This window comes from Neptuniibacter sp. PT8_73 (genome assembly GCF_047778045.1).
In the GTDB taxonomy this organism is placed as follows: Bacteria; Pseudomonadota; Gammaproteobacteria; order Pseudomonadales; family Balneatricaceae; genus Neptuniibacter.
This window is the reverse complement of record NZ_CP180545.1, coordinates 3,575,753-3,599,505: the sequence shown is the minus strand read 5'-3', so window position 1 is coordinate 3,599,505 and position 23,753 is coordinate 3,575,753. Positions and strand designations below refer to the sequence as shown.

Annotated in this window: 23 protein-coding genes and 1 riboswitch; of the genes, 15 read left to right on the top strand and 8 right to left on the bottom strand. The window is 45.5% G+C overall.

Annotated features, from left to right (window positions below; translation table 11 throughout):
- Nucleotides 1-45: 45 nt before the first annotated feature.
- Entirely contained in the window at nucleotides 46-714 is a 669-nt protein-coding gene (locus ACMXYN_RS16425) for an acyltransferase (protein WP_415892753.1), read from the top strand.
- A 39-nt stretch (nucleotides 715-753) separates the two neighbouring features.
- Here the strand turns inward: ACMXYN_RS16425 and uvrA are convergent, their stop codons facing one another.
- Nucleotides 754-3,582 carry an excinuclease ABC subunit UvrA gene (gene uvrA / locus ACMXYN_RS16420; protein ID WP_415892752.1) on the bottom strand — a complete coding sequence of 943 codons (2,829 nt, stop codon included), beginning with the start codon at nucleotides 3,580-3,582 and terminating at the stop codon, nucleotides 754-756.
- 186 nt (nucleotides 3,583-3,768) lie between these two features.
- Here uvrA and ssb point away from each other — a divergent pair, with 186 nt between their 5' ends.
- A complete protein-coding gene (gene ssb / locus ACMXYN_RS16415) occupies nucleotides 3,769-4,326 on the top strand; it encodes a single-stranded DNA-binding protein (RefSeq protein WP_415882716.1) in 558 nt (185 codons plus the stop codon).
- Between the two features lie 206 nt (nucleotides 4,327-4,532).
- Nucleotides 4,533-4,772: a glutaredoxin 3 gene (gene grxC / locus ACMXYN_RS16410; protein WP_415892751.1), complete on the top strand. Its 240-nt coding sequence runs from the start codon at nucleotides 4,533-4,535 to the stop codon at nucleotides 4,770-4,772.
- A gap of 131 nt (nucleotides 4,773-4,903) precedes the next feature.
- Here grxC and ACMXYN_RS16405 read toward each other — a convergent pair whose 3' ends face one another.
- The 3 genes from ACMXYN_RS16405 to ACMXYN_RS16395 all read right to left on the bottom strand — a co-directional run bounded on the left by ACMXYN_RS16405 (nucleotide 4,904) and on the right by ACMXYN_RS16395 (nucleotide 10,502).
- Nucleotides 4,904-6,205, bottom strand: coding sequence for an HlyD family type I secretion periplasmic adaptor subunit (locus tag ACMXYN_RS16405; protein ID WP_415892750.1), 1,302 nt, complete (start codon nucleotides 6,203-6,205; stop codon nucleotides 4,904-4,906).
- Entirely contained in the window at nucleotides 6,183-7,931 is a 1,749-nt protein-coding gene (locus tag ACMXYN_RS16400) for a type I secretion system permease/ATPase (RefSeq protein ID WP_415892749.1), read from the bottom strand. Before ACMXYN_RS16400 ends, ACMXYN_RS16405 begins: the two co-directional genes overlap by 23 nt.
- A 72-nt stretch (nucleotides 7,932-8,003) precedes the next feature.
- Complete coding sequence (locus ACMXYN_RS16395; protein WP_415892748.1) at nucleotides 8,004-10,502, bottom strand: hypothetical protein; 2,499 nt, start codon at nucleotides 10,500-10,502, stop codon at nucleotides 8,004-8,006.
- Nucleotides 10,503-10,515: 13 nt separating this feature from the next.
- Nucleotides 10,516-10,604, bottom strand: a riboswitch (cyclic di-GMP riboswitch).
- 379 nt (nucleotides 10,605-10,983) lie between these two features.
- On the opposite strand from ACMXYN_RS16395, the gene rfbD reads away from it, so the two are divergent.
- The gene (rfbD, locus tag ACMXYN_RS16390; protein ID WP_415892747.1) at nucleotides 10,984-11,895 is read left to right on the top strand and encodes a dTDP-4-dehydrorhamnose reductase; all 912 of its coding nucleotides are present in this window, start codon (nucleotides 10,984-10,986) and stop codon (nucleotides 11,893-11,895) included.
- Nucleotides 11,896-11,916: 21 nt separating this feature from the next.
- On the opposite strand, the gene ACMXYN_RS16385 is transcribed toward rfbD, so the two are convergent.
- Complete coding sequence (locus ACMXYN_RS16385) at nucleotides 11,917-12,294, bottom strand: SirB2 family protein (RefSeq protein WP_415892746.1); 378 nt, start codon at nucleotides 12,292-12,294, stop codon at nucleotides 11,917-11,919.
- 96 nt (nucleotides 12,295-12,390) lie between these two features.
- Between ACMXYN_RS16385 and moaA the strand changes: the two genes are divergently transcribed.
- The 7 genes from moaA (at nucleotide 12,391) to ACMXYN_RS16350 (ending at nucleotide 17,874) form a co-directional block, all read left to right on the top strand.
- Nucleotides 12,391-13,395, top strand: coding sequence for a GTP 3',8-cyclase MoaA (gene moaA / locus ACMXYN_RS16380; RefSeq protein WP_415892745.1), 1,005 nt, complete (start codon nucleotides 12,391-12,393; stop codon nucleotides 13,393-13,395).
- 52 nt (nucleotides 13,396-13,447) lie between these two features.
- Nucleotides 13,448-13,984, top strand: coding sequence for a molybdenum cofactor biosynthesis protein B (gene moaB, locus ACMXYN_RS16375; protein WP_415882711.1), 537 nt, complete (start codon nucleotides 13,448-13,450; stop codon nucleotides 13,982-13,984).
- Nucleotides 13,985-13,993: 9 nt separating this feature from the next.
- Nucleotides 13,994-15,208 (top strand): gephyrin-like molybdotransferase Glp, encoded by a 1,215-nt coding sequence (glp, locus tag ACMXYN_RS16370; RefSeq protein ID WP_415892744.1) that lies wholly within the window; start codon nucleotides 13,994-13,996, stop codon nucleotides 15,206-15,208.
- 77 nt (nucleotides 15,209-15,285) lie between these two features.
- On the top strand, nucleotides 15,286-16,398 hold the full coding sequence (locus ACMXYN_RS16365; protein WP_415892743.1) for a 1-acyl-sn-glycerol-3-phosphate acyltransferase: 1,113 nt from the start codon (nucleotides 15,286-15,288) through the stop codon (nucleotides 16,396-16,398).
- Between the two features lie 2 nt (nucleotides 16,399-16,400).
- Nucleotides 16,401-16,880 (top strand): cyclic pyranopterin monophosphate synthase MoaC, encoded by a 480-nt coding sequence (gene moaC, locus ACMXYN_RS16360; protein WP_415882708.1) that lies wholly within the window; start codon nucleotides 16,401-16,403, stop codon nucleotides 16,878-16,880.
- A 2-nt stretch (nucleotides 16,881-16,882) separates the two neighbouring features.
- A complete protein-coding gene (gene moaD / locus ACMXYN_RS16355; protein WP_415882707.1) occupies nucleotides 16,883-17,134 on the top strand; it encodes a molybdopterin converting factor subunit 1 in 252 nt (83 codons plus the stop codon).
- Nucleotides 17,135-17,136: 2 nt separating this feature from the next.
- The gene (locus ACMXYN_RS16350; RefSeq protein ID WP_415882706.1) at nucleotides 17,137-17,874 is read left to right on the top strand and encodes a lysophospholipid acyltransferase family protein; all 738 of its coding nucleotides are present in this window, start codon (nucleotides 17,137-17,139) and stop codon (nucleotides 17,872-17,874) included.
- Between the two features lie 61 nt (nucleotides 17,875-17,935).
- On the opposite strand, the gene fabB is transcribed toward ACMXYN_RS16350, so the two are convergent.
- Together fabB and fabA are read right to left on the bottom strand one after the other, a co-directional pair.
- The gene (gene fabB, locus ACMXYN_RS16345; RefSeq protein ID WP_415892742.1) at nucleotides 17,936-19,153 is read right to left on the bottom strand and encodes a beta-ketoacyl-ACP synthase I; all 1,218 of its coding nucleotides are present in this window, start codon (nucleotides 19,151-19,153) and stop codon (nucleotides 17,936-17,938) included.
- A 126-nt stretch (nucleotides 19,154-19,279) separates the two neighbouring features.
- The gene (fabA, locus tag ACMXYN_RS16340; RefSeq protein ID WP_415882704.1) at nucleotides 19,280-19,795 is read right to left on the bottom strand and encodes a 3-hydroxyacyl-[acyl-carrier-protein] dehydratase FabA; all 516 of its coding nucleotides are present in this window, start codon (nucleotides 19,793-19,795) and stop codon (nucleotides 19,280-19,282) included.
- 129 nt (nucleotides 19,796-19,924) lie between these two features.
- Here fabA and ACMXYN_RS16335 point away from each other — a divergent pair, with 129 nt between their 5' ends.
- Nucleotides 19,925-20,536 (top strand): thiopurine S-methyltransferase, encoded by a 612-nt coding sequence (locus ACMXYN_RS16335; protein ID WP_415892741.1) that lies wholly within the window; start codon nucleotides 19,925-19,927, stop codon nucleotides 20,534-20,536.
- A 54-nt stretch (nucleotides 20,537-20,590) separates the two neighbouring features.
- Here the strand turns inward: ACMXYN_RS16335 and ispB are convergent, their stop codons facing one another.
- Entirely contained in the window at nucleotides 20,591-21,559 is a 969-nt protein-coding gene (ispB, locus tag ACMXYN_RS16330; protein WP_415892740.1) for an octaprenyl diphosphate synthase, read from the bottom strand.
- Nucleotides 21,560-21,803: 244 nt separating this feature from the next.
- Between ispB and rplU the strand changes: the two genes are divergently transcribed.
- The 3 genes from rplU to cgtA all read left to right on the top strand — a co-directional run bounded on the left by rplU (nucleotide 21,804) and on the right by cgtA (nucleotide 23,752).
- Nucleotides 21,804-22,115: a 50S ribosomal protein L21 gene (rplU, locus tag ACMXYN_RS16325; protein ID WP_286240327.1), complete on the top strand. Its 312-nt coding sequence runs from the start codon at nucleotides 21,804-21,806 to the stop codon at nucleotides 22,113-22,115.
- Between the two features lie 27 nt (nucleotides 22,116-22,142).
- Nucleotides 22,143-22,400 (top strand): 50S ribosomal protein L27, encoded by a 258-nt coding sequence (gene rpmA, locus ACMXYN_RS16320; RefSeq protein WP_415882701.1) that lies wholly within the window; start codon nucleotides 22,143-22,145, stop codon nucleotides 22,398-22,400.
- A 152-nt stretch (nucleotides 22,401-22,552) separates the two neighbouring features.
- Complete coding sequence (cgtA, locus tag ACMXYN_RS16315) at nucleotides 22,553-23,752, top strand: Obg family GTPase CgtA (protein ID WP_415882700.1); 1,200 nt, start codon at nucleotides 22,553-22,555, stop codon at nucleotides 23,750-23,752.
- Nucleotide 23,753 lies beyond the last annotated feature (1 nt).

Genomic DNA, 23,753 nt, shown 5'->3' with positions numbered 1-23,753 from the left:
CTATTACTCTTCACATTGATCGTTCGATGATAGGTTTTAGGTGTAATGAATACTGATAAATTGGTTAAGTTGATTCGCTACATAGCTGCGATTCCAAAAAGTCTTTACGTTAACTTGCGGCTATTACCTTTTGATCAAGCTATCAAGCTTCCTATCATTGTTTCAAATAGAACTAAACTCATCTCACTAAATGGTAAGGTTAAGTTAGAAAAAGTTAAAACTGGCTTGGTTCGCATCGGCTTCACTGGGGCAGATATGATTGACTATCGCTTCAGTCGAACAATGCTCCAAATTGATGGTGATTTCACTGTTAATGGCAAAGTTAAGATAGGTAAAGGAACACGGTTAATTGTTGCCGGTGATTTGGATCTGGGCGCCAATTTTATCGCCACAGGTGATAACACGATTATCTGCGAAAAACAGATGTCTATCGGCAGCGACTGTATGTTCGCTTGGGAATCTGTGGTCATGGACACTGACCAGCATGCAATATTCGATGAATCAGGTGATCAGATCAATATCGAAGATAGAGTGGTCATAGGTAACAATGTCTGGCTTGGTGCCAGAAGCTTTGTATTGAAGAACTCTGTGATTGAAGATGGCTGTATAGTTGCTGCAAATACTACGGTAACTAGATCAATTGCCGAGAAAGATGTGATCATTGCTGGAGCACCTTCTAAGAAAATCAAAGAAGGTGTTCACTGGCAACATTAAATAAGCTTTTTGTTTGTTTTATCTAAATGCTTAACCTGTTTATTTTAGGTTAAGCATTGGCTTTAAGAACCTGCCCGTATACGAAGCGGGATTCTCAGCCACTTCTTCAGGTGTGCCTTCAGCAATGATAATTCCGCCTTTTACGCCGCCCTCAGGTCCTAAATCTACAATCCAATCGGCTGTTTTGATCACATCCAAATTGTGTTCAATCACTACAATTGTATTGCCGTGATCGCGTAAACGATAGAGTACGTTCAGTAACTGCTGAATATCGTAAAAATGCAGGCCTGTAGTCGGTTCATCAAGAATATACAGGGTTTTACCTGTATCACGTTTAGATAGCTCTTTGGCTAGTTTTACGCGCTGCGCCTCACCACCAGAAAGTGTCGTTGCAGCTTGACCTAAGCGGATATAGGACAAACCCACATCCATTAAGGTCTGTAGACGACGAGCCAGTGCTGGAATCGCATCGAAGAATTCTCGCGCATCTTCTACCGTAAGATCTAAGACTTCATGGATATTCTTGCCTTTGTATTTTATCTCCAACGTTTCACGGTTGTAGCGTTTGCCTTTACAAACATCGCAAGGCACATATACATCAGGGAGGAAATGCATCTCTACCTTGATGACACCATCACCCTGGCAAGCTTCACAGCGGCCGCCTTTGACGTTAAAACTAAAGCGTCCTGGTTTATAGCCTCGTGAGCGCGCCTCTTGCGTACCAGCAAACAGTTCACGTACGGGTGTAAAAATACCTGTATAAGTTGCTGGATTAGAGCGCGGTGTGCGGCCAATTGGGCTTTGATCGATATCGATGACTTTATCGAAGTGCTTGATACCTTCGATAGATTGATGCGGTGCAGGATCCAACGTAGTCGCATTATTGAGTTCAGTTGCAGCGATTGGATAAAGCGTACCATTGATCAAAGTGGACTTGCCCGAGCCAGATACACCGGTAACGCAGGTTAGTAAGCCTACAGGGATCTTAAGATCGACATTGTTTAAGTTATTACCACTTGCACCGTTAAGACATAGCTGCTTCTTGCTATCAGCTGGATGACGCTGTTCAGGTACAGCGATCTCTTTAGTGCCAGTTAAATACTGACCTGTAATAGAGGCGGGGTTTGCCATGACCTCATCTGGCGTACCTTCAGCAATGACTTGCCCACCATGCACACCGGCACCAGGGCCTATATCAATGACATAGTCTGCCAGACGAATTGCGTCTTCATCGTGTTCAACAACGATGACCGTATTACCCAAATCCCTCAAATGGACCAGAGTTTTTAACAGGCGCTCGTTGTCTCGTTGGTGTAGACCGATCGATGGCTCATCAAGAATGTACATGACCCCAACAAGGCCAGCACCAATCTGACTTGCTAGACGTATACGTTGTGCTTCACCACCCGATAGTGTGTCTGCGTTACGATCAAGCGATAGGTATTCAAGGCCAACATTAACTAGGAATCTTAGGCGTTCACGAATCTCTTTGAGAATTTTTTCAGCGATCTCACCTTGTTTACCTGTTAGATGAAGATTCTCGAAGTACTCTAAACTCTCACCAATCGGTTTCTTAACGATATCAGGGAGTGTCTGCTGATCTATATATACGTGCCTCGCATCGCGACGTAAGCGACTGCCGTTACAGGACGAGCACGGCTGCATATTTAGATATTTGGCGAGATCTTCGCGAACGGTATCGGATTCGGTTTCTTTATAGCGGCGTTGTAAATTATTCAGCACGCCTTCGAAAGGGTGTGCCTTATTAATAATGTCGCCGCGATCATTTAGGTAGCGGAAAGTGACGGTTTCTTTGCCACTACCATTCAAAATAAGATCTTGTTCTGATTTTTTCAGGGATTTGAATGGTGTATCCATATCAAACCCGTATTGCTCTGCTACCGCTTTAAGCTGCTGGAAATAATACAAGCTGCGGCGATCCCAGCCCCGAATCGCGCCTTCGGATAGTGTTAGGTTTGAATCGTGAACTACTTTAGATTGATCAAAGTATTGCTTAACTCCTAAGCCGTCACAGCTTGGGCAAGCACCATGAGGATTGTTGAAAGAAAATAGTCTCGGTTCGAGTTCCTGAATACTATGTCCACATTCTGGGCAGGCAAAGCGAGCAGAGAAGATTAATTCGTCAGCGTCACCATCCATATAAGCAACTTTGGCAATCCCGTCGCTGAGGTTAAGAGCGGTTTCGAATGACTCGGCTAATCGGGTCTGTAGATCATCGCGAACTTTGAAACGGTCAATAACGACTTCAATATTGTGCTTTTTGTTTTTATCTAGCTCTGGTGCGCTATCAAGATCAACGACAATTCCATCGATTCTTGCGCGAATGAAGCCCTCAGCCCGTAGGTTATTAATGGTGTGTAAGTGCTCACCTTTTCTGCCTTGTACTACAGGTGATAGCAGCATTAATTTACTGCCTTGCTCAAGCTCGAGTACTTGATCCACCATCTGGCTGATTGTTTGTGCTGCAAGGGGTAGATCGTGATCCGGGCAGCGAGGCTCGCCTGCACGGGCAAACAATAAGCGCAAGTAATCGTAAATTTCGGTGATCGTACCAACAGTCGAACGCGGGTTGTGAGATGTTGATTTTTGTTCAATTGAAATCGCAGGGGATAAGCCTTCGATATGATCAACATCGGGTTTTTCCATCATCGATAGGAACTGACGAGCATAGGTCGAGAGAGACTCAACATAGCGGCGTTGACCTTCTGCATAGAGCGTATCAAATGCCAGTGAAGACTTACCTGAGCCGGATAACCCTGTAATAACAATGAGTTTGTCTCGGGGGATCTCAAGATCAATATCTTTAAGGTTGTGGGTACGCGCACCCCGGACCTGAATCTTATCCATAATGGCTCTCAGATGTGGAAAACAAAACGTACCATTATAGAGATTTTTCGTGGCTGCTGTAGCTTTTCTGAACGATAAAATCTCTATGGGATAAGAGTGGGCGAGAGGGTGATCGCATGTTAAGCTTGCTTGTTATACGCGCAGGTTTATCAATCTGACGTGAGAAAAGATTTTTGGAGAAAGAAAATGGCACGTGGTGTTAATAAAGTAATTTTGGTGGGCAATCTGGGTGGAGATCCAGAAGTACGTTATATGCCAAATGGCAATGCTGTAACTAATGTAACCATCGCAACGTCTGAATCATGGAAAGATAAGCAGACGGGCCAGCAGCAAGAGCGTACTGAATGGCACCGTGTGGTATTTTTTAACCGTCTAGCGGAGATCGCTGGCGAGTATATGCGTAAAGGCGGCAAGGTTTACGTTGAAGGTGCGTTGCGTACCCGTAAATGGCAGGATCAAAGTGGCCAGGACCGTTACACGACTGAGATCGTAGCAAGCGAAATGCAGTTGCTTGATAGTCGTGGCGGTAACGAAGGTGGCTATGCTCCTCAGCAACAACAGGGTGGTTATGCGCAACAGCCACAACAGCAGCAAGCACCTGCTCCACAAATGGCACCGCAGATGGCTCCACAAGCTGCGCCTCAGCAAGCTCCTCAGCAGCGTCCTGCTCCAGCACCGCAACAGGCGCCTGCACCTCAAGCGGCACCGGGTTTTGATGATTTTGATGATGACATCCCGTTCTAATATTTGTAGAGCTGGATAGATCGATAAAGACCTCGCATTGCGAGGTTTTTTCGTTTTAGACCTTTCACAGGGCTTGGTTGGGAGCGCAAATCTATTTTGGATGCTTGGACGGTTATTGTGGATCTTTGGAGATCTATAGCAGAAGTTTTACGGGTAAATTTAGTGACAGCATAAATACACACAGAATGATGTTTAGGAGTTAAAAAATGCCGTCAGTCGAAATTTATACCATGAGTTATTGCCCATATTGTATTGCAGCCAAACGCTTGTTGAAAAACTTAGGTTGGAGTTTCAACGAAATCGAAATAACTGGTAAGCCAAAATTGAAGACCGCAATGGTGCAACGGACTCAACGTAAAACCGTGCCTCAAATTTTTATAAACGATCAGCATATAGGAGGCTTTGATGACTTCTCGGCGTATATTAAAACGCAAAGAAAGCAGTAAAAGCCTAAGGGTAAATTATACAGTTAGTCTGCATTGCTCCTGTGTGGCGTGTTAAATCCCTTTATTGAAAGTCCTTTGCCCAGTTAGCGATGGAAACCCTCAATGGCTATGGGCTTTGAGGGTGTCTATCTTTATGTTTCTCGGAATGCTTTATTGAAGCTATTAGTAATAGGTTCTAATAAGTAATTCATAAATGTGCGTTCACCGGTGATAATCATCACTTCTGCTTTCATGCCGGGTCTTAGTAATTGGCTGGATTGAGCTTGATCAAGCTTAATTCTGGCTAAATAGTAGTTTTCCCCAGTGAGCTCATCTGTCATGTGATCCGCTGAAATGGTCTCAACTGTTCCTTGATGCAGAGGGGTGGTTCTCTGATTGAACGCGGTTAATCGCATCTGCGCGAGCATGCCTTGATGGACAACATCAATATCATTAGGGTTTACTTTGGCTTCAATAATCAATCCTTCATGATCAGGGACTATTTCTAATAGCGGCTCACCAGGAAGGATAACGCCTCCGGGGGTGTTAATTTTTAAACCAACGACAATGCCATCAATTGGCGCTTTGATTGTGCTGCGGTTGTGAACATCGAGTGCTGCTTGAAGACGGTTGTTTAGATCCAATAGCTCAGATTCAACTGCTCTGAGTTCCTCCGCTACCTCTTTATTATGATTTGAATCGATCTCAAGAATTTTTAGCTCAGTCTCACCAATACTTTGTTCTGCTTTGGCAATCTGCGCACGGTGCATATTAATTTTGCCATCAATTTCATGGGTCTTGCGGCGTATTTGCAGCCAATGGGGCTTATCAACCACTTTTTCTTTATACATCTTATCAATCAGTCGAAATTCTTGGTGGAGTAGTTGGGACTGTTTAAGTTCGCTATTAAGCTGTCCTTCGAGACCTTTGATTTCTGAGCCTAATTGGGTGATTCGTTGCGTTAGGATCTGCTTTTTTGTGTTCAAACTTTCTTGGCGTGACCTAAATATTTTGCGTTGGCTATTTAGGATTGCTTCCAGAACTTCTTTATCACCCTCGGCGTGCAAGGAGTCTGGAAAAGTAATATGGATTAGGCCGTTGTATTCTGTATCCAGTCGCGCTTTTAGTGCTTGGGCGACTAGTATCCGGTCTTTCAGAAGTTGGTAAGTCGCGAGTGAATTTTCATTGTTAAGGGTAATTAATACTTGGCCTGCTTTTACTTGCTCGCCTTCCTTTACTTGGAGTGTGCCAACAATACCGCCCTCAAGGTGGGCGACAGTCTTACGACCATATTCGACAGAAATAATGCCAGAGGCGATAGCAGAGCTGTCCAGTTTGGCTGTGACCGACCAGATAAAGAATGAGGCAAGGAATACTGTAAGGGTGCCAAAACCCCACAATAACGGGCTCTTAAAATCGGGACCGTTGTTTTCAGACAGGGCGGATGTTTGCATGAGTCTTCTCCTGTGCTGTAGTTTGCTGTTGGGTGTTATCAGAGGCGGTGACTTTTTTAAACATCTGCTCTCTGCTACCAATTTCGTACTTACCGCCTGGGTACAGCACCAAAATTTTATCGGCGTGTTTTAAAATGCTAGGGCGATGAGTAATGATGATGCTGGTCGTGCCTTGTTGTTTTAGGGACTTCAAACTATTGATTAGCGCAGCGTCACCAGAAAAATCTAGGCTTGCGTTGGGCTCATCCAATACCAGTAGTTTAGGATTGGCATACAGGGCACGTGCTAGGGCTAGGCGTTGTCTCTGACCTCCAGCGAGCACGGTGCCTGATTCTCCAATCTCCGTTTCGTATCCTTCTGGCAAGCTAAGGATAGTGTCATGCAGATTGGCCAGTTGTGCTGCTTTGACGACGGCGTCGGCGTCGATCTCACCCATGCAGGCGATGTTTTCACTTACGGTGCCGGGGAATAGTTGAATTGTTTGTGGCAGATAACCGATTAGCTGGCGTCTATCTGCTGAGTTCAGGCGATGTATATCGGCACTATCAAACCGGATATGACCGGATTCAGGTATTAAGTTTCCTGTGAGCAGTTCTGCTAGTGTTGATTTGCCTGAAGCTGTCGGTCCAATGACGCCCAGGGATTCGCCTGCTTGGAGCTTCAGGTTTAAGCCTCTAAAGGTTGGTTCGCTTTCTCGGCTATATGCAAACACCATATTCTCTATTTTTACCGAACCTTGAGGATCGGGTAATTGAATACCGGTTTCTGCTGGTTTTGTTATTTCGCAGAGGGTTTCTAGGCGAGTCATGGCGCTTTTTGCTGCGATCGCATTTTTCCATGATCCCATTGCTTGATCGACTGGGGCTAAGGCTCGGCCAAGCAGTATTGAGCCCGCAACCATTGCGCCAGCCGTCATTTCACTTGCAAGAACTAACCAAGCGCCAACTCCCATGATGGCTATCTGCACAGCTAAACGAATAAATTTGGATGCAGAGGTAAGAAGTCCTGAGATCTTGCTTGCTTCGGCAAGATGATAAAGTGTTTCTGTATTTTGTTTTTGCCAGCGATTAACCAAGTTATCTGTAAACCCCATTGCTGTAGCGACATTGGCATTGCGTAGGGCTGATTCCGCTTGTTGCAGGCCGGTTATAGATGCATTTGATGATGACTGTAATTGTTTGCGGCAGAGTAGATCGTTCAGGACTGCTAGGCTAAATAACAGCAGGGCACCTGCGGTTGCGATGATGCCCAGCAGGGGATGAAGCAGATAGATAAAACCCAAAAATATAGGTAGCCATGGAATATCCATGATTGGGAAAATGGCAGAACCGGTTAAAAAGTTTCTTAAAATAGCGACGTCACGTAAACCTTGGGCTGTTTGGCTTTTGCTATTACGTGAAGCTTCCATAATGCTTTGTGTAAAAACATTGGGAGTCAGGTTTTGCTCTAGCCAGATGCCGAGCTTAAGCATGATTCTGCCACGAGTAAGTTCTAGGCCGGCTAAAGTGGCAATGGCCAGTATGGTAGCAATGCTGAGGAAGATCAGGGTGTCAGTGCTGCCGCTACCTAAAACGCGGTCAAATACTTGTAGCATGTACAGTGGGGCAGCCAGCATCAGTAGATTGATAAAAAAACTGAATAAGAGCACAGCTTTTAAGCCGCCTTTGATTTTCGACAACGTGCTTTTGATAAAAGAACTTTCTGTCTTGGGGGGGGAAGAAGTCATGGTAGCTCTCCGGGATAGCAGGGAAAGGAACCAGAGGGAATCGGTAAGGGCGGATTCCCTCTGGTAAGGGGGCTATATTATTAGAGAGTCTTCAGACAGTGTTTCGGCATTAACGCCTAACAAGGTAATGCTGTCGCCGTTGCCAAAGTCCAGCACTGTATCGGCTTCAACCTGAGTCGCAGCAGCTTCAACGTCCGCAAAGTTTTCAATACTGCTTACTCTTCGTAGGTCAAGAAGATCGCCTTCCGAGAAGTCGGTTACAGTGTCGCTGCCATCGCCACTGGAAAAAACAAAGACGTCGTCTCCTGAGCCCCCTGTCAGCTCATCGTCTGCTAGACCGCCAGTGAGGGTGTCATACCCGCTGCCGCCGAATAGTTGGTCGCTGCCGCCGGTACCAATCAGGGTATCATCACCTTCCATGCCGTAGATGGCATTGGGGCCAGCATCACCCGTTAGGGTGTCGTTAGTGCTATCGCCAGTAATATCGACTTTATCAATTTCGACGTTAACATTTACTTCGCCATATCCAGTTACTTCAAGAGTGATGCTATCAGAAGAATAGCTTTCACTCTCTTCAGGGATCTCCATAGTCACCGTGAAGTTATAGCTGCCAGGCTCGGCGTTTTCGTAGATTGGAGGTTCAACGCTGGAGACAAAACCATAGTCATCGCCCAGAGCCTCAAGCTCAAGGTTAAGGGGGGCTTCGGTAATGCCGTTAGTTATTGCGTCTGCAATGTTAGAACTATCAGAGGTTAGCTCGGTAACTATGCCGACACCCCATTCATCCACTAGTTGTTGATACATATCGATATATGGCGCTGTTACTGCAAAGACTGGAGTGACACCTGCATCAATCAGCATGCGGCCAACTACGGCTGGGTCCGGGTAATCTTCGACTTCAAACTCGGTATCATAATCGTTGTCAGCAACTGCAACGCTTGTCATCGTACCCGTTTCGCTGTCGTAAACAGATGTGGTCTCGTAATCGCCCTCTTTATGGTACGGTGCATCTGTGAATAGCACGGCAAATTTCTGGGCGCCGTCACGGAAGCCAATTTCATCTTCTCGAAGAGCGGTTTGTACTAGTGCTTCCATCTGTGATTCTGGCCAATCCCAGCCAGAAGAGGTGCGAAGGTTATCCAATGTTGTTTGAATGGTTTCCTTATCGGAGGTGACACTTAGATCAGTGTTGTAGACATAGTCGTAACTTGAACCAAAGGTTTCCATTGGTTTATCGACAAAGCTGCCTACACCAAAGGCAACATCAGCGTCGGCAGTTAGACTGTCATATAAACCTGAGAACTGAGCCTGAACGTTAGGTAGATCGTTCCAGAAGGAGCCAGAAAGATCATGTAGCATAAATACGTCATATTTTGCTGGTAGCTCTTCAACGCTCACTTCAACATCAAAGGTGATTTGAGAGCCTTCAACTAAAGAAACATCGACGTTTTTCAGTGGGATAGGGCCTTCACCAGTGATAGTCGCTTCAATTTCACTTTCTACTGGAGGTAGTTCAACTTCAGGATATTCAGAATCAGTAAATTCGATGTTAATTTCTTCGATACTTCTGAGTTTTAGGCCGAAAGATGTTTCAAAAACGGGTTGATGATTGCCATCATGAGAGCCTTTTCCTTCGCTTTTGCTTATGGCGTTATTTGCCGCCCATTTAGATAGTTCTGCTAGCTCTTCTTGGTAGGTTTCATATTCGCTGTGGGTCATTTGTAGGGTAAGCGTATCGACACCTTGGCTACCGTTGTAGTAGTTATTTTCGCCTGAGTTGTCACTGATATTAAAAAATAAGGAGTCGTTGCCTTTACCTGCGTTAACTTTGTCGCTACCCGAGCCAGCATCAATAATATCGTCGCCTTGTCCTGCAATAATTTTGTCGTTACCTAAGCCTGAAGAGATGGTGTCATTGCCGTGACCTGTTTTGATGAAATTGTTGCCGTCACCTGCGTCGATTACGTCATCTCCGTGGAGAGAGATTATTCGGTCCTTGCCATCTCCTGTAAGGACTATATTGTCTCCGGAGCCCGCGTGAACAAAGTTATTGCCATTGCCAGCATCGATAATATCATCCCCGTGAGAGGCAAGAACTTTATCTTTTCCCTCCCCAGATATAATAGTGTCATGGCCGCTGCCTGACTTGATAAGGTTGTTGCCGTCGCCAGCCTTAATAAGGTCATCACCTTTGCCTGAAAAAATTTTATCTTTTCCATTTCCGGTGGTAATAGAGTCATCTCCGTTTCCTGAACGGACAAAATTATCTCCGTCGCCGGCATCGATGTAATCATCCTTTCCACGTGTTGTTATGCGATCATCGCTTTCATCGGCATAAATCTCTTTGCCACTGAAGGTGTGCTCTTTTGGTGAGCTTTTGGCGTCATCTTCTCGTGTGAATGATTTGGCTTTCTCGTAGCCTTTTACTTCAGAAACTGAATGGCCTGGGCTGCTAATTTTCGAAGTAGTTTCAGTTTCTTCGGTTGTGGTAGCGGAATAAGGTTTAGATGGCTCTATTGATTTATCTAAAGAGGTAGATGGGGAGGGCTTAATTGTTTTTTTACCAGTCATGATGACTTCTCCATTCGGTAGCTCCGCTGCCGTGACTCTTTTTTGAGCGTTAGGCCGGTGACTTTGCGCCTCATCGTTTCCAATGGTTTGCCGTTTATCGTCGAGAAAAGGAATTTGTCCTTTAAGTTTTCAAACAGTATTTGATTGTTTCTTGTTTATGTCAATCAATGTTAAATCTTATATATACTGAGTTTTTTTGGATTTTTACATAATAAACAACTATTTGTTGTTGCTTTGCGGTCTTTATACGTATTTCTTATATGGGTATTCTTATTTGAATTCAAACGCGTGTATGGTTTTCGTGTGTGTTCTTTTTATTCATGATTTGTACAGCTGAATAAGCAAGAGGAAAGGTATGCTTCTCGATGTTGGGGGATTGGGGTATATTTTGATTAGTTGTACATGATGGGGGAGCACGTAATGCCTAAGATGCAAGCATTTGGACTCGTTCAGTTATGATAGATTGCTGGAGAGTTTGAAAATGGCGCTAGATCTACTTTTGAAGCCGATTAAGATTTTAATTACCGGAGCTCAAGGGCAGGTGGGGAGCGCGTTGACGCGTGCTGTGGAAGCGGATAGCTTTTTTGAAGTTATTGCTTTGGGAAAATCTCAGTTAGATGTTACTGATCCAGAGCAGATCTCTGAGCAACTGGCTCATCATCTACCAGATTATGTTGTGAACTGCGCTGCGTTTGATGATGTCGATGAAGCAGAGTCACAATCAGAGCTTTGTTATGCGGTTAACTCTGATGCAGTAGAGGCCTTAGCGTTTGCTTGTGGTGACCTGTCTATCCCAATGTTTCACTTATCCACTGACTACGTGTTTGATGGCCACTATGCCAGCGGCTACACCGAAGAGGATGAGGTCGCACCTTTAGGAATCTATGGTGATAGTAAGTGGCAAGGTGAAGAGAGACTCCGTCAAGCTTTGCCGAAGCATATTATCTTGCGAGTTAGTTGGTTGTTTAGCGACCAAGGGAATAACTTTGTTTTGCGAACGCTTGAGGCGGCTAAGAAACAATCAGAGCTACAAGCTGTAACAGATCGTAAGGGCTGTCCTACCTCTGCATCTGATGTGGCCCGAGTTATTCTCGCTGTATTAAAGCAAATTCATAATGGTGCAGATGCTTGGGGTACTTACCATTACTGTGGAGCTGAGGTGATCAATCGTTACGATTTTTGCAAAGAAATCCTGATTGCTGCAGGTCAGTACGAAAACCTCGATGTGGAAAAGTTGGTCCCAGTATCGAGTAAAGATTACGTCACAGAGGCATTACGTCCAAATACGTCTGTTTTAATGTGTAAAAAATTATTGAGTGTATTTGGGATAAGGCAGAGACCTTGGCGACAGGAGTTGCAATGGTTGATGCGAGATATCTATCCATCATCCTAGCCGCCAAGTGCTATAGATTTCTTAACCCCAAGGCATTGGGGATTTAGAAACCGCAACGGCTGCAATGTAAATGAAAGTAAACAGAGCGCCTGCTAGTGCTGTTGCTTGAATGGCTTTGGTTTTACCGCGTTTGATGGCGATTGTTCCTAAACCAATATACAGCACCAAAGCGATCACTTTAGCTGTTAGCCAGTGATGGACAAACGGATATTGCTCAATCATTACCGCGAGCGTTAGTGCGCTGACCAGCAGTGCGGTATCAATAATATGTGGTACGATCTTTAACCAGCGTTTTTCTAGTTTTTCTGGGCAAAATAGTGCCAAGCCACCGCGTAATAGAAAGAGTACGAAGCTTAGGGCTATGCAGGTTAAATGGATGTGCTTAATGGCAAAGTACATTAGGTTTCCTATGAAAATTGGTCTAACTGCTGTTGAAATGAATTTGTGCTATTTTAGTGCGATAAAATTATAAATTACATGCTCCATTGACAAACCATGGCCAATTCTAAAGATGATACGCAAGCGCTGGTAGATCGTTTTGGCAGAACTGTCGATTATATTCGACTGTCTGTAACTGATCGCTGCGATTTTCGTTGTGTTTATTGCATGGCTGAAGAGATGACTTTTCTTCCGCATGCTCAAGTACTTACACTCGAAGAGATTGATCAGATCGCCCAAGCTTTTGTTAGCTTAGGTGTAAAGAAGATCCGCTTGACTGGTGGTGAGCCGTTGGTTCGTCGTGATGTCATGAAACTGATGCGCAGCGTAGGTCAGTTAGATTCAGAATTAGCGATCACTACCAATGGTTCTCAGCTTGTTCATATGGCTCAGGATCTCAAAGATGCTGGCGTTAATCGTCTTAATATCAGTATCGATAGTTTGCGTGAAGATCGTTTCAAAGCGATGACCCGAATTGGCAAATTGCCAAAAGTACTTGCAGGCATTGATGCGGCTATTGAAGCAGGGTTTGATCGTATTAAGTTGAATGCGGTCGTTATGAAAGGCCGCAATGATGACGAAATTCTCGATCTTGTCGATTTTGCGCGTGATAAAGGCGTTGATGTTAGTTTTATTGAAGAGATGCCTTTAGGTCAAATTTCCGAACATGATCGTGGTGAGGTTTACTGCTCAAGTGATGAAGTTCGCGCGATTATTGAGCAGAAATACAAACTGCAGCCGACTGTAGAGCGGACTGCTGGGCCTTCCCGTTACTATCGCATGACCGATAGCGAAAGCCGCGTTGGTTTTATCTCACCTCATAGCCATAACTTCTGCTCTGAGTGTAACCGAGTCAGGGTAACCGTTGAAGGGCGCTTGTTGCTTTGTCTGGGTAACGAACACTCTGTTGATCTTCTACAAACATTGCGTGCTCACCCTAATGATCAGGAAAAACTGAAGCAGGTTATTATCGATGCTATGGATTTGAAGCCTGAGAAGCACGAATTTGATTTAGATGATGAGCCACAAATCATTCGTTTTATGAATATGACAGGGGGCTAAACGAGTTCATCGTTGTCCTTGCTCCCGTACTTTCTTATTAAGGAAAATACTCATGTCCCATACTCCTGCCAGAGCGGAATTTATTCCGCTAAATATTGCCGTATTAACTGTATCTGATACCCGTACTCTTGAATCAGATACCTCTGGGCAAGCTTTGGTTGATCGTTTAGAGGCTGCAGGCCACGTACTTGGTGCACGTGAAATAGTTAAAGATGATGTCTACCAGATGCGAGCGGTTGCATCGCGTTGGATTGCTGATTCAAATATCCATGTAATTATCTCCACGGGCGGTACAGGCTTTTCGGGTCGCGACTCTACGCCAGAAGCGATGGCTCCTTTGTTTGATAAATCTATTGAAGGGTTTGGTGAATTTTTCCGTCAAGTTTCTGCCGGTCAGATCGGCACCTCTACCATTCAGTCCAGAGCGTTAGGTGGTCTTGCAAATGGTACCGTGATTTTCTGTCTGCCAGGCTCTACAGGTGCTTGCCGTACTGGTTGGGATGATGTGATTGCGCAGCAGTTAGATCATCGTCATAAGCCTTGCAATTTTGCTTCGTTGATCATGAAGCATCAAGAAGATAACGCTTAAGGTAAGAAAATGGGAAGCTGTGATTCTCAACCTGGTTTGATCCCTTTTGATGAAGCGCTGCAGCGCCTTTTAGCTGGAGCGCATGTTTCTGTAGTGACTGAGATTGTGCCTGTTGCAGAGGCCTTAGGGCGCGTATTAGCTGAAGCTCCGGTCGCTTCTGTGTCAGTCCCTCCGGCTGATAATAGCAGTATGGATGGTTACGCAATTAATACGGCTGATTTGGGTGCTAATACAAGCTTAGAAATGAGCCAAAGGATCCCTGCAGGTACGCCTCCGCAGCCTTTAGTTGCAGGTACCTGTGCACGTATTTTTACTGGAGCAGAGATTCCTCAAGGTGCCAATGCAGTTGTTATGCAGGAAGATGTTCACCTTGAGGGGGATAAGGTTGTTTTTCCTGCAGATGTGCCGGTTGGTGATAATGTCCGCAGTGCTGGCCAAGATATTTTGGCTGGTAGCCAGGTACTCGCAATAGGTACACGTTTGCAAGCCGCTGATCTAGGGATATTAGCGTCGGTGGGCTTGTCTTCTGTGTCTGTATATAAGCGCCTCAAGGTTGCGATCTTATCCACAGGTGATGAGCTGGTAGAGCCAGGCCTTCCTCTTGGTGCAGGGCAGATCTATAACTCTAATCGCTATATTCTGACTGGTCTATTACAGGGTCTAGGTATGGAGGTTGTTGATCTAGGTTGTGTAGCAGATACGCGTGAAGCGACGTTAGCAGCATTGGAAAAAGCGGCTGCATCGGCAGATGCCATCATCAGTACCGGTGGTGTGTCTGTGGGTGAAGAGGATCATGTCAAATCTTGTGTTGAGCATCTTGGTCAGTTGGATATGTGGAAGATCAAGATCAAACCAGGAAAACCTGTTGCCTATGGGCAGGTCAAAGGTACGCCATTTATTGGTTTGCCGGGTAATCCTACGTCGACATTGATAACGTTCTGTTTGTTGGCGAGGGCCTTCTTGCTTAAATTGCAGGGAGCTTCATTCGAGCCGCCACTGCAGCTGTCAGTGCCGGCTGGCTTCCAGAGAAAACGAGCTATTCAGCGCCAAGAATATCTGCGAGTTCGGTTTGAGGATGGGTGTTTACAGCCGTTCGCAAATCAGAGTTCCGGTGTATTGATGTCTGCTAGTTGGGCGAATGGTATTGCTGTTATTCCTCCTCAGACAGTTGTAGATGAGGGCGATTTGGTCGGATTCATCCCGTTTTCTGAACTTCTCGGTTAATTACATTTAATTTCCCTGAAGTTTGCGTGAGAAAACGGTAAAATAACGGCCTTTTTAGTAGAGCTTTCGAGGAAAGAATGACAGATCAGCAGGATCCGTATAAAGAGATCAGACCGTTCAACGATAGTGAAGTGGCGGATGCACTCCTTAATATTCTTCACAATGATGAATTCCTGACCGCTGTTACGCGTTACCAGTTTCCTAAATTATCCTCGAGTATCGGATGGTTGTTAAAACCATTTGTTCGTATTGCCTTGGCTGCCAAGATTGGTGAGATCGACAGTGTCTATGAGTTTCAGATGCTGGTGGCTAACTATATGAAGAAGATGATTGGCCGTTCGACCACTAAGCTGACTTGTAGTGGTATAGATGAGCTTGATCCAGAAGAATCCTACCTGTTTATCTCAAACCACCGAGATATCGCAATGGACCCAGCCTTCGTCAATTGGGTTCGCCATCAGTACGGCATGGATACAGTTCGGATTGCGATCGGTGATAATCTGCTTCGTAAGCCTTATGTTTCAGACATTATGCGTTTGAATAAGAGCTTTATTGTGAATCGTTCTGCGACAGGGCGTGAAATGATGAAAGCGCTAACGCAGCTATCTTCTTATATCGATCATAGTATCTTGAGTGGTCATTCTATCTGGTTAGCACAGCGAGAAGGCCGCGCAAAAGATGGTAATGATGCGACAGATCCAGCCATTTTGAAGATGCTTTATATGGCACATCGTAAATCGCGCAGTTTTGCTGAACAGGCTAAGCGTCTGAATATTGTGCCGGTTTCAATCTCTTATGAATACGATCCATGTGATGCTTTAAAAGCGAATGAGCTGCATGCTAAGGCAACTGATGGTGTTTATGAAAAGTCTCAGTACGAAGATATTGCAAGTATTGTGAAAGGCATTACCGGTGATAAAGGGCATGTGCATGTCGCTTTTGGTGATCCTATCGATGCTGACTTCGATACGCCTGAAGAGCTAGCGGCTGAGATCGATCGTCAAATTCATGAAAATTACTATTTGCACCCATCTAATCTGATTGCAGCAGGTCGTAGTGATGATGCTACTGCTGATCAGAAGGCTGGTTTAGAAGCGCGTATTAACAGTGTTGAAGGCGGTGCGCAGGATATTCTTCGTCAGATGTACGCTAACCCTGTTCTAAATCAGGCAACGCAAACACAGGAGTAGTTATGAGTCGTTTAACCCATCTGGATGACCAGGGTAACGCTAACATGGTGGATGTTTCCGAAAAGCAGGTGACTTTTCGTGAAGCCACTGCCTATGCAGAAGTTGAAATGCTGCCTGATACCATGAAGTTAATCACGGAAGGTGGTAACAAAAAGGGTGATGTTTTAGCGGTTGCACGAATCGCAGGTATTCAGGCAGCAAAACGTACCAGTGATCTTATTCCACTTTGTCACCCATTGATGTTGAGTAAAGTTGCGGTAGATCTTCATCCTAATACCGAGCGTAATGTCGTTGAGATTACGGCAACCTGCAAGTTGGCAGGTCAGACGGGGGTGGAGATGGAAGCGCTAACGGCGGCATCTGTTGCGGGTTTGACGATTTACGATATGTGCAAGGCTGTGGATAAAGGCATGGTTATGAGCGCAGTTAAAGTATTGGAAAAGAAAGGTGGCAAAAGCGGTCACTGGAAGGTGGAGAAGTAATCATGGTTAAAGTGGTGTATTTCGCCAGCTTGCGCGAGCGTTTAGGTGTAGCTGAAGAATCTATCGAAGTGAGTCAGCCCGCTGATGTATCTGCAGTGCTAAATCAGCTAGTTGAGCTTCACGGAGAACAGTGGCAAAAGATTCTGGTTGATACGCCTATATTGATGGCTGTTAACCAAGAGATGTGTGACGAGAAGGCCGCAGTAGCTGCTGGTGATGAGGTTGCATTTTTCCCGCCGGTAACTGGGGGTTAAGTATGTCTAAAAAAGCGAATCCACTGCACTATCTACGTGCAGTGTTTTATTACTTAGGCTTTTACCCTCTAACCATTGTGCATGCCACACTGAGTTTAATCATCTCGCCGCTATTGAATTTCCAGCAACGCTTTAAATTTGTCACTCTGATTAACTACTTTTATATCTTTTGGTTAAAACTGTGTTGTGGTGTGGGTGTAAAGATTACTGGGCGTGAAAATCTGCCTACAGATGGCGCTTATGTTGTTGTGGCTAACCATCAGAGTGAGTGGGAAACGCTGTTTTTACAAACCTTGGTCCGCCCGCAGTGTACAGTGCTTAAAAAAGAGCTTCTTAAGATTCCTTTCTTTGGATGGGCGCTAGGCCTGTTGAATCCTATAGCGATTGATCGTAGCCAAAGGCGTGGTGCACTTAAGCAGCTTTTAACGGAGGGTAAATCTCGTTTAGAAGATGATATTCCTGTGATTATCTTCCCCCAGGGTACGCGAGTGCCTGTGGGTAAAATGGGTAAGTTTAACAAAGGCGGAGCGATGCTGGCGTTAAGTGCGGGTGTGCCGGTGATCCCAATGATTCATGATGCTGGGCTCTATTGGCCAGGCAAAAGCTTTGCGAAGATCCCAGGTACTGTGCAAGTCCATGTGGGCGAGCCAATTCCTGTAGAAGGCCGTACAGTGGATGAAATCCATGAAGATATGGTGGCTTGGTTAGAAGAACATATGAAAGCGCTAGAGATAGCCTAAGCCAAATTTCAGATATAAAAAAACCGCCGAATGGCGGTTTTTTTTATATCTAGAAGACTGATTAGTCTTCCAGTTTTTCAAATACTAATGTGCAGTTAGTGCCGCCGAAGCCGAAGCTGTTGGACATAACGCGTTGTAGATCTACGTTTTCCTGCTTCTCGCTAGCGATTGGTAGGCCTTCTGCTTCTGGATCTAGCTCATCGATATTTGCAGATGCTGCGATGAAGTTGTTTTCCTGCATAAGAAGAGAGTAAACAGCTTCTTGTACGCCTGCTGCACCTAGAGAGTGGCCAGATAGAGACTTAGTAGAAGTAACCGTTGGCATGTCATCGCCAAAGGCTTCTTTCATCGCTTTCAGCTCTTGCATGTCACCAGCTGGTGTAGAAGTGCCGTGTGCGTTGATGTAATCGATCTTGCCGTCTACAGTTGCCATTGCCTGCTTCATGCAGCGAGCAGCGCCTTCGCCAGAAGGAGCAACCATGTCGTAGCCATCAGAAGTTGCGCCGTAACCAACTAGTTCAGCGTAGATCTTAGCGCCACGAGCTTTAGCGTGTTCATATTCTTCGATAACTAGGATGCCAGCACCGCCAGAGATAACGAAGCCATCACGGTTTGCATCGTATGCTCGTGAAGCTTGTTCTGGTGTTTCGTTGTATTTGCTAGATAGCGCGCCCATAGCATCAAACATTGCAGTTTGTACCCAGTGAAGTTCTTCACCGCCACCTGCAAATACTACGTCTTGCTTACCAAGCTGGATCTGCTCCATTGCGTTACCAATACAGTGAGCACTAGTCGCACAAGCAGAAGTAATAGAGTAGTTAACACCTTTGATTTTGAAAGGTGTCGCTAGACAAGCTGAAACAGTAGAACCCATTGTGCGAGTTACACGGTATGGACCTACGCGCTTAACGCCTTTCTCACGAGTTATATCGGCAGTTTCAACAATGTTGTCAGCAGAAGCACCACCGGAACCTACGATAAGGCCAGTGCGCTCGTTGGAAACCTGGTCTTCAGCTAGGTTTGCATCTGCAATTGCTTCTTTCATTGCAATGTAAGTGTATGCTGCTGCATCACCCATGAAACGTAGCAATTTACGGTCGATTTGCTCAGAGAAATCGATATCGATGCTGCCGGCTACCTGGCTACGGAAACCGCGCTCTTTATAGTCTTCTTGGAATTTAATACCAGAACGACCCTGCTGCAGTGATTCCAGAACGGTTTCTTTATCTGTACCCAGACAAGAAACGATACCCATACCGGTAACAACAACGCGACGCATGTGCTTCTCTCTCTTTTTCTAATTTAAGGTGCTTATTTTCCGTGAATCAGTAGTGTTTTGCCACTAAATTCGTAAAAAAGTAGATGGAAAATAGAAGAAAGGCCCTGAATTCAGGGCCTTAATAGATCAGAAATCTTCTGTAGATGTGAATAGACCTACACGTAGATCTTTCGCTGTGTAGATTTCACGACCATCAACGGACATGCTGCCGTCCGCGATGCCCATAACTAGCTTACGCTCAATTACGCGCTTAAGCTGGATACGGTAAGTAACTTTCTTGGCAGTCGGTAGTACCTGGCCGAAGAACTTAACTTCGCCAGAACCTAATGCACGACCGCGGCCTGGGTTGCCTTTCCAGCCAAGGAAGAAGCCAACAATCTGCCACATAGCGTCTAAACCTAGACAGCCTGGCATTACTGGGTCTTCCTCAAAGTGGCAGCCGAAGAACCAAAGATCTGGGTTGATATCCAACTCAGCGATAATCTCGCCTTTGCCGAATTCGCCACCGTCTTCGGTGATTTCCAGGATGCGATCCATCATTAGCATGTTGCCAATTGGTAGGCGCGCATTGCCTGGTCCAAACATTTCGCCGTGGCCGCAAGACAGCAGCTCATCGCGATTAAAAGAGGAAGGTCTTGTCATTAGCTTCTGTTTATCCAGGTTTTTATAAGTCAAAATATCGCGCAATTATACAGATTTGAATGCCACTAGGCACGATCTGTGTCAGGTTTATTGAATAAAAAGTTTACGACTTAGGGTGTAAAAGGCGAAATGGAACATGATTTTTGGCATCAAAAGTGGTCCGAAGGGCGTATAGGCTTCCATCAAGAAGAGGTTAATGCATATTTAGCGTCTTACTGGGGAGAGTTGGATTTAGTAAGTGGTAGCAAGGTTTTTGTCCCTTTGTGCGGTAAAAGCAAAGATATGCTCTGGCTTCGAGATTGTGGTCATGATGTATTGGGTGTAGAGCTCAACCCAAATGCTTGTTTAGACTTCTTTAGCGAAAATGACCTGGTTGCTGGAAAAGGTGATGTTGGAAAATTTGTGTCACATAGATGCGAAAAGCTAAGTCTTCTTTGTGGTGATTTTTTTGCGCTGAGCAAAGAAAGCTTAGTGGATGTAAAGGGTGTGTATGATCGTGCGGCTTTGGTGGCTTTGCCCAAGGATATGCGAGCTGATTACGCCAATAAGCTCATTGAACTGTTACCAAAGGGTGTAAAAGTTTTGCTGGTGACCTTGGAATTTGATAGCCCGCAAGGACCGCCGTTCAATGTTTCTGGCGAAGAGGTAAAGAGCTTGTTTGGTAAACGTTTCAAAGTGGAGCGGTTAGGTGAAGCTGTAGACGGTGATAGGCAGGAAGTGATCTGGTTGCTGAGCGACTAAGCGGCGTTAGCTGTGCACTTAATTGATGGTAATTAAGTGCACAGATATGGATACTTAACTTTTACGTTTCACTGCCAAGTTGGCAATTTGAATTAACGTTTCTTTAAACGATGTGTCTTTTAGTGCATCAAGTGCTGCAATCGCTTTATCTGCTTCACCTTGAGCTTTCTCTTGGGTGTATTCGATAGCGCCAGTCTCTTTTACGATATCCATAATCGGTTGAAGATCGTCTAGACCACCTTTGCGAATTGCTTGGCGAACTAGTTTGCGTTGTTCTTCGTTACCAGCACGCATTGCATGAATGAGTGGCAGGGTTGCTTTGCCTTCGGCCAGATCATCACCAACGTTCTTGCCCATCTCTTCTGCTGTGGATAAGTAATCCATGACATCGTCGATAAGTTGGAAAGCTGTTCCTAGATGTAAGCCATACAGGCGTAAGCCTTCCTGTTCTTCTTTGCAGGCTTCGGCAAGAATCGCGCCTGCTTCGGTAGCGGCTTCAAACAGCATGGCGGTCTTACCAAGGATAACCTGCATGTAGGCCTCCTCGGTGGTATCCGGGTTTTTGGTGTTTAGTAGCTGTAGAACTTCGCCTTCAGCGATGACGTTCGTCGCATTGGAGATAACCTCCATAATTGGCATTGAGCCAATTTCTACTAATACCTGAAATGCGCGGGAGTAAAGGAAATCACCGACCAATACGCTTGGTGCATTGCCCCATTTTGCGTTAGCGGTATCCTTGCCGCGGCGTAGGTCAGAATTATCAACTACATCATCGTGCAGCAACGTGGCTGTGTGGATAAATTCGATAATCGCTGCTAGCGGGATGTGCTTATCGCCTTGATAATTTGCAGCATTAGCAGCAAGCAATACGAGTAACGGACGAAGACGTTTTCCACCGCTTTCAACGATGTAATGACCAATTTTTTCTACCAGAGGTACGTTAGAGCCTAGGTGATTAATGATGTAATCGTTTACGGCTTCAAATTGGGGTTCTATTACAGGGTTGAACTGGTGAGGCTGCATAATAAGTAATGGCTGCTACTAACTTAAAGGAATCAAGAATAGCGCATGCTAGGTGTATGCATAGTTTCTGTCAAGAAATGCTGGTTTTACGCTATGTAAATACAGAAGCTTAGTTGTGTATAAAGTGGGTTTGCTATATAATCGCGCGCCCTGACCCATCCAATAATGGCTCCCTACCATATGGTGTAACCATTAGAAGTAGGCCTTTTTCTAGTAGCTGGGTGGGCAAATAACGGAGATTAAAATGTACGCAGTAATCGTAAGCGGTGGTAAACAGTACCGTGTCCAGGAAGGTGAAACCCTTAAACTGGAAAAACTGCAGGCTGAAGCGGGCGCAAACGTTGAGTTTGACCGTGTTCTGCTAGTTGGCAACGGCGACGACATCAAAATCGGCGCACCAGTTGTTGACGGTGCTAAAGTGACTGCTGAAGTTGTTCAGCACGGCCGCGCTAAGAAAGTTGAGATCATCAAGTTCAAGCGTCGTAAGCACCACATGAAGCGTCAGGGCCACCGTCAGTGGTTCACTGAAGTTAAAATTACTGGCATTTCTGCCTAATATTAACCTAGTTTAGGAGTTAGATAGATGGCTCATAAGAAGGCTGGTGGTTCTACTAAGAACGGTCGCGACTCGGAGTCGAAACGACTTGGTGTCAAGCGTTACGGTGGTCAAGTAGTTGCTGCAGGTAACATCCTAGTTCGTCAGCGTGGTACTAAATTCCACGCTGGTACAAACGTAGGCTGTGGTAAAGACCATACTCTATTTGCGAAAGCAGATGGCGTTGTTAAATTCGAAGTTAAAGGCCCGCAGAAGCGTCAATACATCTCTGTAGTTGATGCGTAAGCAACGGTTTTAAGCTTCTAAAAAGCTCCGCCAAGGCGGAGCTTTTTTGTTTATAGTTTTTTGAAAATATTTTTCAGGGGATCTACCGCTGAGTCTTGTGGCTTTTCAGGGCTTAATTGTAGGTTTCCTACGTTTAACTTTTGGGGGATAACATGAAGTTTGTCGATGAAGCAGTCATCACGGTTGAGGCCGGTAAGGGTGGCAATGGGTGTATGAGCTTTCGGCGTGAAAAGTATATCCCCAAAGGTGGTCCTGATGGTGGGGACGGCGGTGATGGCGGTTCGGTGTTTTTTGAAGCGGATGAAAACCTGAATACGCTAATTGATTACCGTTTTACACGTCACTATAAATCTGAGAATGGCAAGGGCGGTACGAGCCGAAATTGTACAGGGCCAAAGGGTGAAGATCTGGTGCTTAAAGTACCGGTCGGCACCACGATTATCGATACGGATACCGATGAAATCCTAGCTGATATGACCGAAATCGGTCAGGTCGAGAAAATTGCTCAAGGTGGTTTTCATGGTTTGGGTAACACGCGTTTCAAAAGTAGTGTTAACCGCGCGCCGCGTCAGACAACTAAAGGTTCAATAGGTGAGACTCGAAACCTTAAATTGGAGCTTAAAGTTCTGGCGGACGTTGGTTTGTTGGGTTTGCCTAATGCGGGTAAATCAACTCTGATTCGCGCTGTATCTGCGGCCAAGCCTAAAGTGGCTAACTATCCGTTTACCACTTTGGTGCCTAATTTAGGTGTGGTTCGCATTGAGCAGAATCGTAGCTTTGTGATTGCTGATATCCCAGGAATTATTGAGGGTGCTGCTGAGGGTGCAGGTTTAGGTATTCGTTTCCTTAAGCACTTGGCGCGTAATCGTATCTTGCTGCATCTGGTTGATATGGCTCCTTGGGATGATGTGACGCCAGAGCAGGCAGCTGCGGTAGCGGTGGGTGAGTTGAAGAAGTTTAGCCCTACGTTGGCGGATCAGCCGCGTTGGTTGGTGTTGAATAAGCTTGATATGGTGCCTGAGGAAGAGCGTGAGGCGCGTTGTCAGGCGGTTATTGATGAGCTGCAATGGGAAGGTCCGGTTTATCGTATCTCTGCACTTAGTCAGCAGGGCACGGATGATATGATGCGCGATATTCAGGCGTTTTTGGATCATCGTCTAGAAGCGATAGAAGAAGATCCTTCTATCCTTGAGCAAGAGCAGCAGATTCGCGAGCAGGTTGATGCGGAGGCGCGTGAGCGTGTTGAGCAGATGCGTGCGGATATGCGAGCGCGTCGTGAGGGCGAAGATCTGGATGATGACGACTTTGACGACGATGATTATGACGTTGAAGTAGAGTATGTTCGAGAATAGC

Excerpts from the sequence above, each read along its gene's own strand:
- ACMXYN_RS16425 (WP_415892753.1), top strand. The coding sequence starts at position 46 with ATGAATACTGATAAATTGGTTAAGTTGATTCGCTACATAGCTGCGATT.
- uvrA (WP_415892752.1), bottom strand. The coding sequence starts at position 3,582 with ATGGATAAGATTCAGGTCCGGGGTGCGCGTACCCACAACCTTAAAGAT.
- ssb (WP_415882716.1), top strand. The coding sequence starts at position 3,769 with ATGGCACGTGGTGTTAATAAAGTAATTTTGGTGGGCAATCTGGGTGGA.
- grxC (WP_415892751.1), top strand. The coding sequence starts at position 4,533 with ATGCCGTCAGTCGAAATTTATACCATGAGTTATTGCCCATATTGTATT.
- ACMXYN_RS16405 (WP_415892750.1), bottom strand. The coding sequence starts at position 6,205 with ATGCAAACATCCGCCCTGTCTGAAAACAACGGTCCCGATTTTAAGAGC.
- ACMXYN_RS16400 (WP_415892749.1), bottom strand. The coding sequence starts at position 7,931 with ATGACTTCTTCCCCCCCCAAGACAGAAAGTTCTTTTATCAAAAGCACG.
- ACMXYN_RS16395 (WP_415892748.1), bottom strand. The coding sequence starts at position 10,502 with ATGACTGGTAAAAAAACAATTAAGCCCTCCCCATCTACCTCTTTAGAT.
- rfbD (WP_415892747.1), top strand. The coding sequence starts at position 10,984 with ATGGCGCTAGATCTACTTTTGAAGCCGATTAAGATTTTAATTACCGGA.
- ACMXYN_RS16385 (WP_415892746.1), bottom strand. The coding sequence starts at position 12,294 with ATGTACTTTGCCATTAAGCACATCCATTTAACCTGCATAGCCCTAAGC.
- moaA (WP_415892745.1), top strand. The coding sequence starts at position 12,391 with ATGGCCAATTCTAAAGATGATACGCAAGCGCTGGTAGATCGTTTTGGC.
- moaB (WP_415882711.1), top strand. The coding sequence starts at position 13,448 with ATGTCCCATACTCCTGCCAGAGCGGAATTTATTCCGCTAAATATTGCC.
- glp (WP_415892744.1), top strand. The coding sequence starts at position 13,994 with ATGGGAAGCTGTGATTCTCAACCTGGTTTGATCCCTTTTGATGAAGCG.
- ACMXYN_RS16365 (WP_415892743.1), top strand. The coding sequence starts at position 15,286 with ATGACAGATCAGCAGGATCCGTATAAAGAGATCAGACCGTTCAACGAT.
- moaC (WP_415882708.1), top strand. The coding sequence starts at position 16,401 with ATGAGTCGTTTAACCCATCTGGATGACCAGGGTAACGCTAACATGGTG.
- moaD (WP_415882707.1), top strand. The coding sequence starts at position 16,883 with ATGGTTAAAGTGGTGTATTTCGCCAGCTTGCGCGAGCGTTTAGGTGTA.
- ACMXYN_RS16350 (WP_415882706.1), top strand. The coding sequence starts at position 17,137 with ATGTCTAAAAAAGCGAATCCACTGCACTATCTACGTGCAGTGTTTTAT.
- fabB (WP_415892742.1), bottom strand. The coding sequence starts at position 19,153 with ATGCGTCGCGTTGTTGTTACCGGTATGGGTATCGTTTCTTGTCTGGGT.
- fabA (WP_415882704.1), bottom strand. The coding sequence starts at position 19,795 with ATGACAAGACCTTCCTCTTTTAATCGCGATGAGCTGCTGTCTTGCGGC.
- ACMXYN_RS16335 (WP_415892741.1), top strand. The coding sequence starts at position 19,925 with ATGGAACATGATTTTTGGCATCAAAAGTGGTCCGAAGGGCGTATAGGC.
- ispB (WP_415892740.1), bottom strand. The coding sequence starts at position 21,559 with ATGCAGCCTCACCAGTTCAACCCTGTAATAGAACCCCAATTTGAAGCC.
- rplU (WP_286240327.1), top strand. The coding sequence starts at position 21,804 with ATGTACGCAGTAATCGTAAGCGGTGGTAAACAGTACCGTGTCCAGGAA.
- rpmA (WP_415882701.1), top strand. The coding sequence starts at position 22,143 with ATGGCTCATAAGAAGGCTGGTGGTTCTACTAAGAACGGTCGCGACTCG.
- cgtA (WP_415882700.1), top strand. The coding sequence starts at position 22,553 with ATGAAGTTTGTCGATGAAGCAGTCATCACGGTTGAGGCCGGTAAGGGT.